Origin of the sequence: Collinsella sp. HCP28S3_G2, assembly GCF_052065125.1 — a bacterium.
GTDB lineage: Bacteria > Actinomycetota > Coriobacteriia > Coriobacteriales > Coriobacteriaceae > Collinsella.
On sequence record NZ_JBQHUO010000003.1, the window covers coordinates 75,641 to 86,313 of the forward strand.

The following is a 10,673-nucleotide window of genomic DNA, read 5'->3' on the forward strand; positions in this document are numbered from 1 at the left end:
CTGTAAAATTATAGAGAAAAATGCGAATGATTGGATAATTTGTTTAAACGTCTAGGTTTGTTACAAGTTGATTACGTTACTGCTTTTTGACGGATTACACGCCATGGCGTCACTTATCAAGCCATTCATTTTACAGATACAAGCAGGCTGGTCATTAATATCGATTTTAGGCAAGCGCAAATGCGCTTGTACTGCAGTTATTTTGTTTAAACAGACATAACTTGACTATTAGCGTGACTTGTGCACTAACGTAAGTAGTCATTGGGGACGTTCTTAAACGACTAGTCAAACAAGAACGTCCCCAACGACTAGGGGCTAGACGATGTGGAGGGGGTTGGCAGCGTCGACGGCATCGGGGGCGTCGGAGAGGCCGTCGGGAGCAGCATCTGCCGGGTCCTCGTCGGGGGTCTCAATCTGCTTGATCATGACCTCCTGGCCCTGCAGCAGGTATGTCTCGCCGCTACCGCAATGGGGGCAGATCTTGCCGTGCTCGACCGTCGCATAGTCGCGGCCGCACGCCTCGCAATGCGTCACGGCCTCGACAGGCTCCACGATAAGCTCCGCGCCCTCGGTGATAGGCTTTTTATCTGCCGCCCAGCGCCAAGCGTCGAGCAGCAAGTCGGGAACGACGCCCGAGACCTCGCCCAGCAGCAGCGTGACGCTCGAAACGCGACTCACGCCATTGGCGCGCGCCACGTTCTCGACATCGCGAATAATGTGATAGACGATTCCCAATTCATGCAAGGTAGAAACCTTTCGGCAACGGTTGATGCGATGTCAGCCAAACGTCAGCGAGCGGCGATCCAGGTGCCCCAGGTTGCCCCGAAACAAGGCGTCCGCTGGGCTTTTTGCCCGCGGCGCCGCAGTTGAGGGGCAAGATGGGGTATCTGGGCGCCGCGCAGCGTCGGCAGTGCCGCCGTTCGTTAGAACGGCGGAACCTCATTACTTCTTCCCGAATTTGATCTTGATGGCACGCTTGAGCGCGTACTTACCCAAGCTGGGGAGCTTTTGCTCGTATTTGACCATCGTGGAGCACTCGGGGCGGTCGCGATCCAGGTGGATGGCATCGAACGCGCACTTGGTAGTGCACAGACCGCAGCCGATGCACTTGTTGGGGTCGACGATCGAGGCACCGCAACCCAGGCAGCGAGCGGTCTCGGCGCGTACCTGCTCCTCGGTAAAGGTCTCGATGTACTCGCTAAAGGGCGCGGCCTTCTCGCGCTCGCGGTCGACATGTGCCACCTCGCGGCTCGCGTTGTCGTAGCTCTCGATCACGACATCGTCGCGGTCGAGCGCGATGTAGCGGCGCTGGTTACGGCCGATGGTGAGCGTGGAGCCCGGTTGCACAAAGCGGTGGATGGACACGGCGGCCTCGTGACCGGCAGCGATGGCGTTGATGGCAAAGCTCGGACCGGTGTAGACGTCGCCGCCCACAAAGATGTCGGGCTCAGCGGTCTGGTAGGTCTGAGGATCGGCAAGGGCACCCTGGCCGCGGCCAAGCTCCACCTTGGAGCCAGCCAGCAGGTCGCCCCACACGATGGACTGACCGATCGACATGACCACGCGGTCGGCGTCGACACGACGCAGGTCGTTCTCGTCGTACTCGGGCGCAAAACGGCCCTCGTCGTCAAAGACACGCGTGCAGCGCTTGAAGGTGATACCGCACACACGACCGGCCTCGTCAAGATGGACCTCCTTGGGGCCCCAGCCGCAGCTGATGTGGGCGCCGTCCTCAACGGCCTCGCGACGCTCCTCCTCGCTGGCGGGCATCTGGGCCTCGCTCTCCAGGCAGAACATCTCAACGTGCTCGGAACCCAGACGGCAGGCGTTGCGCGCGACGTCGATAGCCACGTTGCCGCCGCCCACCACGATGGTGCGGCCGGGCAGCGCTTCGATCTTGCCACTGTTGACCTTGCGCAAAAAGTCGACGGCCACGGTCACGTCCTCGGCATCCTCGCCCGGAATACCGGCGAGGCGGCCGCCCTGGCAGCCAATGGCAACATAAAAGGCCTTAAAGCCCTGCTCGCGCAGCTCGTCAAGCGTCACATCGCGACCGACCTCCACGCCATAGCGGAACTCGGCGCCCATCAGGCGAATGACCTCGACCTCGGCCTCGATCACATCCTTCTGCAGCTTAAAGCTGGGAATGCCATAGGTGAGCATGCCGCCCGGACGCTCATTCTTCTCGAACACGACGGGCTTGTAGCCCTTCTCGGCCAGGTAGAAAGCGCAGGACAGGCCGGCCGGACCGGCACCGATGATGGCGATCTTCTGGTCGAAGCCGCCGGCACGCGTCGGGGTCACCACAGGTGGGACATAGCGGGTCGCGGCATCCAGATCGCGCTGGGCGATAAACTTCTTGACCTCGTCGATGGCCACGGCCTCGTCCACGCGACCGCGGGTGCAGGCATCCTCGCAGCGGCGATTGCACACACGGCCGCAGATAGCGGGCAGCGGGTTCTCGCGCTTGATGAGCGCTAGCGCCTCGTCATAGCGGCCCTGCGCCGCGAGCTTCAGATAGCCCTGAACGGCAATGTGCGCGGGGCAGGCCGTCTTGCAGGGCGCGGTGCCGGAATCGTGTGTCTCGATGCGGTTGTCGTTGCGGTAGTTGGGCGACCACTTGGTGTGGTCCCACTTGGTGGCATCGGGCAGCTCCTGGCGCGGATACTCGGGCACCTGTCCGCCGGCCTTTTTGCTGCAGAGCTTCTGGCCGAGCTTGACGGCACCGGCCGGGCACACCTCAACGCAGCGACCGCAGGCTACGCACTTGTCCTTCTCGACCTTGGCGACATAGGCCGAGCGCGACAGGTTGGGCGTGTTGAACAGCTGCGAGGTGCGCAGGGCGTAGCACACGTTGACGTTGCAGTTGCAGATGGCGAAGATCTTGTTCTCGCCGTCGATATTGGTGATCTGGTGCACAAAGCCGTTGTCCTCGGCCTGGCGCAAGATGTCATAGACCTCCTCACGCGTCACATAATGGCCGCGGTCGGTCTCAACCACATAGTCGGCCATATCGCCCACGGCAATGCACCAGTCGGCGGGGTCGTCGGCACAGCCCTCGCCCATCACACGACGGCTCGCGCGGCAGCTGCAGGTGCTGGCGGCATATTTGCCCTCGTATTTGTCGAGCCAATGCTCGATATGCTCGATCGGCACCGAGGTGCTCGAAGCATCGATAGCCTTCTCGACCGGAATGACGTGCATGCCAATGCCGGCGCCTCCGGGCGGCACCATCGGCGTGGCTTTGGACAGCGGCCCCTTGGACGCCTGCTCAAAGAACTTGGCATAGACCGGATGCTCCTCGAGCTGGCTCACGCGCATGTTGAGGAACTCGGCGGAACCCGGCACCAGCATGGGCAGTACCCACTGCTTGGCGCGCTCGGGATTTTCCCAGTTGTACTCGAGCAGACCCGTGTAGCTCATGTCGTCGAGCATCTTCTCGATCTGGGCCTCGGGCATGCCGGTGAGCTTGACCATCTCGGGCAGCGTATAGGGACGGCGCATCTTCATCTTGCAGAGCACTTCGGCCTGCTCGTCGGTTGCGGCCTCGGCAAACGACCAGTACTCGTAGCCCAGCAGCTCGTCGCGATGCAGCAGACGGTTGGTGCAATGCTCGCACAGCTTGACAATGGCCTCGCGCGGATGTTCCGGCAGCGGCGGCACGAACTCCGAACCGATGTCGGGCTCGGTGTAGCTAATTCCCGGTCCGTTGAGAATCATGGTTGTCCCTTCTCTTGCCGCAGCCCGACGAGGCCGCAGCGCCCCTCTTTTTTGCAGGCCGGGCATGCCCCCATGCCGTTCACCCGCCATTGTTGACATTATGTCAAAAATAGTATTGACGAACCGTCAACACTATTCAAGACTATTAGGCGAACGGTCGGGCCCAAACGGATGAAAGGCGGCAAGCGCATGAGCGATAACGCAGCGAACACCCCTGTGGCCGACGCCGTCCCCACGCCCGACAGCGCGGCAAAGCGCCTGACAGGTGACGAGCGCCGTCGCGAGATTCTCGCCGCCGTGCGCGCCGTGAGCTCCGAGCTGGGCGTGTCCCATCTATCCGTCTCGGCCGTGACCAAGCGAGCCGGCTGCACGCGCTCGCTGTTCTACCACTACTTCGTCGACATGGACGCCGCCGTCACCGCCGTCATGGACGAGGCAATCGACGGTTTTATCTCCGAGCTCGAGCAGTGGAATGCCAGCCGCATCGTCGGTGATATCGAGGGCGCACTCGACACCGTCGCCCCGCTCTTTAAGCGCCTGGTTGTGAGCGGCCACGAGCTGCCGAGCACGCTCATCTCGAGCAGCGGCGCGCTCTACGGCGGCTTTCTGCACAACGTGGTCCAGCGCGTGGCGCAATACATCTGCGACACCACCGTGGTGGACTTTGTCGCCCATCATGACCTGCGCATCGACCATGTCTACGAGACGTTTTACACCCTCATCATGGGGCTGTTGATGTACATCCGCACGCACCCCGATGTGCCCGACGAGACGGTTAAGGAGATTATCGCCTCGACACTCCACATCGAGGGCTACACCGCCAAGTATTCCGAGCGCAAGCCCAGGAACTGATGACATTTGGCCAAACTGCCCGCGACGGAAGAGGGGCCGCGGGCGTATGAAAGGAGAGCAGCATGCTGTTCGATGTTTGGGGTAGCGATACCCTTATCCACTGGGCCGGCTGGGCGATGGTCTTTATCGGCTTGATCGTACTCAACGAGGTCGGCCGCCGTACCAAGCTCGGCGCGGCCATCATCTTTGGCGTGGCTCCGCTGGCCATGACCATCTACTGCATCGCCATCGCCGTCGGCGTTTCGCAGGGTGCCGAGTGGGCGCTCACCAACCCCACCCATGTATACCAGAACAGCTGGTTCCATTACGCCAAGGTATACGCGGCGCTGGCCGGCTGCTGGGGCTTCATTGCCATTAAGTACCAGTGGGGCAAGATCGGCAAGGCGCATTGGTTCCGCGCATGGCCGTTTGTGATCGTCGCCATCAACATCTTGATCGCCGTCGTGTCCGACTTTGAGAGCGCCTATCACTTCTTTGTCCTGGGCGAGTCCACCTGGGTCACCTCCGAAGGTGCTACGCAGCTGGCCGGCTGGAACAACGTGTTCAACGGCATCGCGGGCATCATCAACATCTTCTGCATGACCGGTTGGTGGAGCGTCTACGCCTCCGAGGACAAGACCGACATGCTGTGGCCCGACATGACCTGGGTCTACATCATCGCCTACGATATCTGGAACTTCTGCTACACCTACAACTGCCTGCCCACCCACTCCTGGTTCTGCGGCTTTGCGCTGCTGCTGGCGCCCACCGTCGCCGCCTTTATCTGGAACAAGGGCGGCTGGATCCAGAACCGCGCCTTTACGCTGGCCATTTGGTGCATGTTTGCCCAGGTGTTCCCCTACTTCCAGGAGGAGTCCATCTTTGTGACGCACTCCACGCTCGACCCCGGCGCCGCCACCGCGGTCTCGATCGTCGCACTGGTCGCCAACATCGCCGCGATCATCTACGTCGCCTACCGTGCCAAGAAGCTCGGCCGCAACCCCTACAAGCAGGATGTCTTTGAGGGCACCAGCGATTGGGAGAAGGCCACTGCCCGTCGCGCCAAGGTTGATTACGCGCACGCCGAGTAACGCGCCTGACGCAAACATCGCTTGAGCACGAAGCGGCATAGCCGGCTCCGCGCAACTCAACGCACTGCAGAGCCCCCGAAACGTGATTCGTTCGCGTTCCGGGGGCCTTTTGCTGCCGCGAGGATGCGGCTGAACGATACGCTCGGGTTAAATCGGATCTTATATTTCGCATGCGCTTTATATGGCTCCATTTTTGGGTACAGTGTTGAGCCGATATTGCATTGGGGGATATATGAGCGATGAGACACGTGGCCGCGAGGATGCGGCCCAGGATGCGGAAGCATGTGCCGAGGCCCTGGAGAGCCTTGACCGGATTGCGCTAGACGAGCTCTCGTTGAGCGATTTGGCCGTCGACGCGCAGGACGAGGTGCGCGAAGGCACTGAGGACGAAGGCAGCGACGCCAAAGACGCTTCTGACGAGGCCGAAGCCGAAGCCGAAGCCGAAGAGGACGATAGCAAGGACGACGTCCAGTCGGAATCCGCCTCGGGAGAAGAGACCGCCCTGCTTGGCAGCTTGCCTGCCGACGACTCGCTCACCCGCGAGCTTCCTGGCCTGGGTTCTGCGCCGGCCGTCGACGAGACCATCGCCATGGGCGATATTCCCCTGCCGTCCGTTCCCTCGGCACGCGAAGCCAAGGCTCGCCATCACAAGATGTCGCCCAAGCGACGCAATTTGATGGTTGCCGGCGTCGTTGCCGCCGCGCTCGTTGCCGGCGGCGCGGGCTATGCCGCTTGGAACGGATACCAACAAGAACAGGCCGCCGTCGCTGCCGTCAACGCCCACACCATGATGTCGGTGCAGATTGGCGTACATGCCGCAGGGCTCGACTGTTCCACCGGCTCCAAGATTCCCGTGCAGGTGAGCGGGCAAGACTCTGACGGCTCCTCCGTGAGCGAGACGCTCTATGTTGATGAGCGCGGTCGCGGTATTAAGCTGCTGCCTGGCGACTATACGCTCTCCATCGCTGGGTCCCCCATCGCAGTCGACGGTACCATTTACACCGTGCCAACCACCAAGGCGCAGGTTAGCGTAAAGAGCGACGGGCAGGACCTGAGCGCTCAGGCATCCTTTAAGCTTAAGGTACCTTCGGCAGACACGGTGACCGACGACCAGATCGATGCCGCGGCCAAGTACGCCGAGGAGGGTGGCGCGAGCTCTGCCGCGGTCGCAAAGGTGCTCCAGCAGACGGCAACCGCGCGCCGTGACGCCGCCGTCAATGCCATAAGTTCCCGCGAGGCGCAGGCGGCCCGCGACGCCGATGCTCGGCATAAGGCAACGGACCTGTATCAGCTCGATATTCCCGTTGAGTGGTACGGCAAAGTCGCGACTTGGCAAAACGGCAATACGCTGTGCATCTATCTTGCCAGCGACAGCAATACGCCGATCGTGACGCTTGTCGCAGTGCGCGACGGCGAGAGCTTTACGCCCGATAAGGGCGATACGGTTTTAGGTGCGGCAAGCCTTGGCAACGGCTACACGGTCTACGCCAGCGGCCCCGTCTATCCGTATGTGGTGCCCCAGACCATCAACGGGCGCACGCAAGACCCCGTGTCGACCTACCCCATGGACACGGCCATCGATCTTGTCGAGCTCACAACCGGCAACCGCTATACCTATAGCCAGATCAAGAACGTACTGGTCGGCAAAGACGGCAAGGCAGACGCCGCGACCAAACTCGAGACCGACTACCTCGCCCAGATTCTGATGCCAAGCATCAAGGCCCAAGACTAGCCGGCCGCAGCGAGGGTAGCTAATTTGGGACGGGGCTTTTTTAGCTGCCCCGACCGTTAATCGACTAAGCCGGCACATTACCAGCCGGGGCAGCTAAAAAAGCCCCGTCCCAAATTAGCTACCCTGCAGGAGTTAGCGCCACGGATCGGCTTCGAACATCGGCTCGCGCTCGGGGCGGCGATCGCTGTAGGGATCGTAGCCGTCGTCGTCCTCGTTCTCGGCACGGATGTAGGGGTCGCGCGGCTTGGGTGCCGGCTTAGGCGCAGGCTTGGGTGCGGCGGGCGCTGACTCAGGCGCCGGTGCGTTCGTCTCGTTCTCGTCTTTCATCTGCATAGCTCCTTGCCATGTACTCATGTTCAACATCATCGATTGTCGCACGAAAAAGGGCGGCGGACCCAATTGGATCCGCCGCCCTTGGCGTTTGGCTCAAAAAGTAGATTTAAGGCATGGCCCAACAATCTACTCGGCGTCGGGCACCTCGTAGGTGGCAGACGGCGTGTTATCGCACACGACGGTAAAGGCACCGTCCTTGTCGACGTCAACCGTCACCTGATCGCCCTCGCGCACCGTACCGTCGATGATAGCGGCGGCGATGGCGTCCACGACCTCGCGCTGCACCAGACGCTTGAGCGGACGGGCACCAAAGACCGGGTCCAGACCGCCCACAGCGAGCATCTGCTTGGCCGCCGGGGTGATGGCAAGCGTCATGCGCTCCTTGGCCAGACGTGCGCGGACGTCGGCGAGCTGAATATCGACGATCTTTTCGATCTGCGCCATGCCGAGCGGATGGAACACCACGATATCGTCGATACGGTTGAGGAACTCGGGACGGAAAGTCTGAGCCATGGCCGCGTCAACCTGATGGCGCATCTCCTCCTCGTCCTTGCCCGAAAGATCGGCGATAGCCTTGGAGCCCACGTTGGACGTCATGATGATGATCGTGTTCTTGAAGGACACCTGACGACCCTGACCATCGGTCAGACGACCGTCGTCGAGCACCTGCAGCAGCACGTTGAAGACATCCGGGTGAGCCTTCTCCATCTCGTCGAGCAAGATCACGGAGTACGGGCGACGGCGCACGGCCTCGGTGAGCTGTCCACCCTCGTCGTAGCCCACGTATCCCGGGGGCGCACCGATCAGACGCTGAACGCTGAACTTCTCCATGTACTCGGACATGTCGATACGCACGAGCGCGCGCTCGTCATCGAACAGGCACTCGGCCAGCGCCTTGGCGAGTTCGGTCTTGCCCACACCGGTGGGGCCCAGGAAGAAGAAGCTGCCGATGGGCTTGTCCGGATCGGAGAGGCCCGCACGGCTACGGCGCACAGCCGCGGCGACGGCGGAGACGGCCTCATCCTGGCCGATGACGCGCTTATGCAGCTCGCCTTCCAAGCCCTTCAGCTTGTCGAGCTCACCCTGCATCATCTTGGAGACGGGCACACCGGTCCAGGCGCTCACGACCTCGGCGATCTCGTCGGAGGTCACCTGCTCGTTGAGGCCTTCACCGTCCTGCTGCTTTTGTGCCTCGAGCGCGGCCTCGGAATCCTGAATCTGCTGCTGCAGACCCGGAATCACGGAGTAACGCAGCTCGGACGCACGGCCCAAGTCTCCGTTGCGCGTCGCACGTTCCTCTTCGCTCTTGGCCTCATCGAGCTGGCCCTTGAGCTCCTGCACATGGTCGATGGCGTTCTTTTGGTTGAGCCAACCGGCCTTTTGCACGTTGAGCTTTTCCTGGACCTCGGCGATTTCCTGGCGCAGGGTCTCCAGACGCTCCTTGGAGGCGTCGTCGGTCTCCTTCATGAGCGCCTGCTCCTCAATCTGCAGCTGGGTGAGCTGACGCGTGGTGGCGTCGATCTCGACCGGCATGCTATCGAGCTCCATGCGCAGACGGCTTGCGGCCTCATCGACCAGGTCGATGGCCTTGTCGGGCAGGAAGCGGTCGGCGATATAACGATCGGAGAGGTCGGCGGCGGCCACGAGCGCGCTATCGGTAATGTGCACGCCGTGGAAGATCTCGTACTTCTCCTTGAGGCCACGCAGGATCGAAATGGTGTCCTCAACGGTAGGCTCGGAGACCATAACGGTCTGGAAACGACGGGCGAGCGCCGCGTCCTTCTCGATGTACTTGCGGTATTCGTCGAGCGTGGTCGCGCCGATCGCGTGCAGGTCGCCGCGGGCGAGCGCAGGCTTGAGGATGTTGCCGGCGTCCATGGAGCCCTCGGTGGCACCCGCGCCCACAATGGTGTGGAGCTCATCGATGAACAGGATGACCTTGCCTTCGGACTTCTGCACTTCCTTGAGCACGGCTTTCAAGCGGTCCTCGAACTCGCCGCGGTACTTGGCACCGGCGACCAGCGCGCTCATGTCGAGCTCGATGAGGTCGCGGTCGCGCAGCGTGCTCGGCACGTCGCCGGCCACGATACGCTGGGCGATGCCCTCGACGATGGCCGTTTTACCGACACCCGGCTCACCGATGAGCACAGGGTTGTTCTTGGTACGACGGGATAGGACCTGAATGGTACGACGGATCTCGTCGGTACGACCGATAACCGGGTCGAGCTTGCCGGCACGGGCCAGGTCGCAGATGTTGCGGCCGTACTGCTCCAGTGCCTCAAACTGGGTCTTGTCCTCGGCGGACGTCACGCGGTCATCGCCGCGCAGCTCCTCGTAGACCTGCTCGATACGCTCCTTGGTAACGCCGGCGTCGCGCAGCACGCGGCCCGCCTCACCTTTGTCCTCGGCAAGTGCCATCAGCAGATGCTCGGTCACTACAAAGCTGTCGCCCATCTTGGTGGCCTTTTTCTCGGCCTTCTCGATGACACGGACGAGCTCGTTGGACAGGCCCATCTGCTGGCCCTCGCCCGAAACCTTGGGTGCGCGGTCGATGGCATCTTGCGTGGAGTGCGCAAGCTGGGCTGGGTCGGCGCCGATGCGCTCGATAATCACGGAGATATTGCGCTCACCGGCGCCGAGCAGGGCAGACAGCAGGTGAATCGGCTCCACCGCGCCGGCCTGTGCGTCGGCAGCCGTGCTCATGGCGGTCTGCAACGCTTCGCGCGACGTCATTGCTAGCTTATCGATTCTCATGGAATCACCTCTCTTGGGGCGGCCGCCCTACGGGGCGGCTTCACGTTGTCCGAGAAGTATTGTTGCCAGCTTTGTACGATCTTATACACAAATCTAAGTCTCTATATATAAGATTTTCTGAGTGATTAAGCGATAGGGAGCAGGCACGCTCACCCGCTGCGGACTTGTCCCCTTACTATCTCAATCTGTAACATCTAGCGACTGTTTATGGC

General features: G+C 61.7%; 7 protein-coding genes. 3 read left to right on the forward strand and 4 right to left on the reverse strand.

Translation table 11 applies throughout. The features are described from left to right. Positions 1-315: 315 nt before the first annotated feature. Complete coding sequence (locus ACTNB2_RS03240) at positions 316-744, reverse strand: hydrogenase maturation nickel metallochaperone HypA/HybF (RefSeq protein WP_441041753.1); 429 nt, start codon at positions 742-744, stop codon at positions 316-318. Positions 745-942: 198 nt separating this feature from the next. Continuing rightward, positions 943-3,720, reverse strand: a complete 2,778-nt coding sequence (locus tag ACTNB2_RS03245) for an FAD-dependent oxidoreductase (protein ID WP_441041755.1) — start codon at positions 3,718-3,720, stop codon at positions 943-945. A 189-nt stretch (positions 3,721-3,909) separates the two neighbouring features. Here ACTNB2_RS03245 and ACTNB2_RS03250 point away from each other — a divergent pair, with 189 nt between their 5' ends. The 3 genes from ACTNB2_RS03250 (at position 3,910) to ACTNB2_RS03260 (ending at position 7,374) form a co-directional block, all read left to right on the forward strand. Beyond that, complete coding sequence (locus tag ACTNB2_RS03250; protein ID WP_427719312.1) at positions 3,910-4,572, forward strand: TetR/AcrR family transcriptional regulator; 663 nt, start codon at positions 3,910-3,912, stop codon at positions 4,570-4,572. 62 nt (positions 4,573-4,634) lie between these two features. Then, positions 4,635-5,642, forward strand: a complete 1,008-nt coding sequence (locus ACTNB2_RS03255) for a DUF5692 family protein (RefSeq protein WP_154518417.1) — start codon at positions 4,635-4,637, stop codon at positions 5,640-5,642. A gap of 232 nt (positions 5,643-5,874) precedes the next feature. Next, complete coding sequence (locus ACTNB2_RS03260; protein WP_441041756.1) at positions 5,875-7,374, forward strand: hypothetical protein; 1,500 nt, start codon at positions 5,875-5,877, stop codon at positions 7,372-7,374. Between the two features lie 132 nt (positions 7,375-7,506). Here ACTNB2_RS03260 and ACTNB2_RS03265 read toward each other — a convergent pair whose 3' ends face one another. Further along, positions 7,507-7,701 (reverse strand): hypothetical protein, encoded by a 195-nt coding sequence (locus ACTNB2_RS03265; RefSeq protein ID WP_229770727.1) that lies wholly within the window; start codon positions 7,699-7,701, stop codon positions 7,507-7,509. A gap of 132 nt (positions 7,702-7,833) precedes the next feature. Further along, positions 7,834-10,461 carry an ATP-dependent chaperone ClpB gene (gene clpB, locus ACTNB2_RS03270; RefSeq protein WP_154518122.1) on the reverse strand — a complete coding sequence of 876 codons (2,628 nt, stop codon included), beginning with the start codon at positions 10,459-10,461 and terminating at the stop codon, positions 7,834-7,836. Between the last annotated feature and the right edge of the window lie 212 nt (positions 10,462-10,673).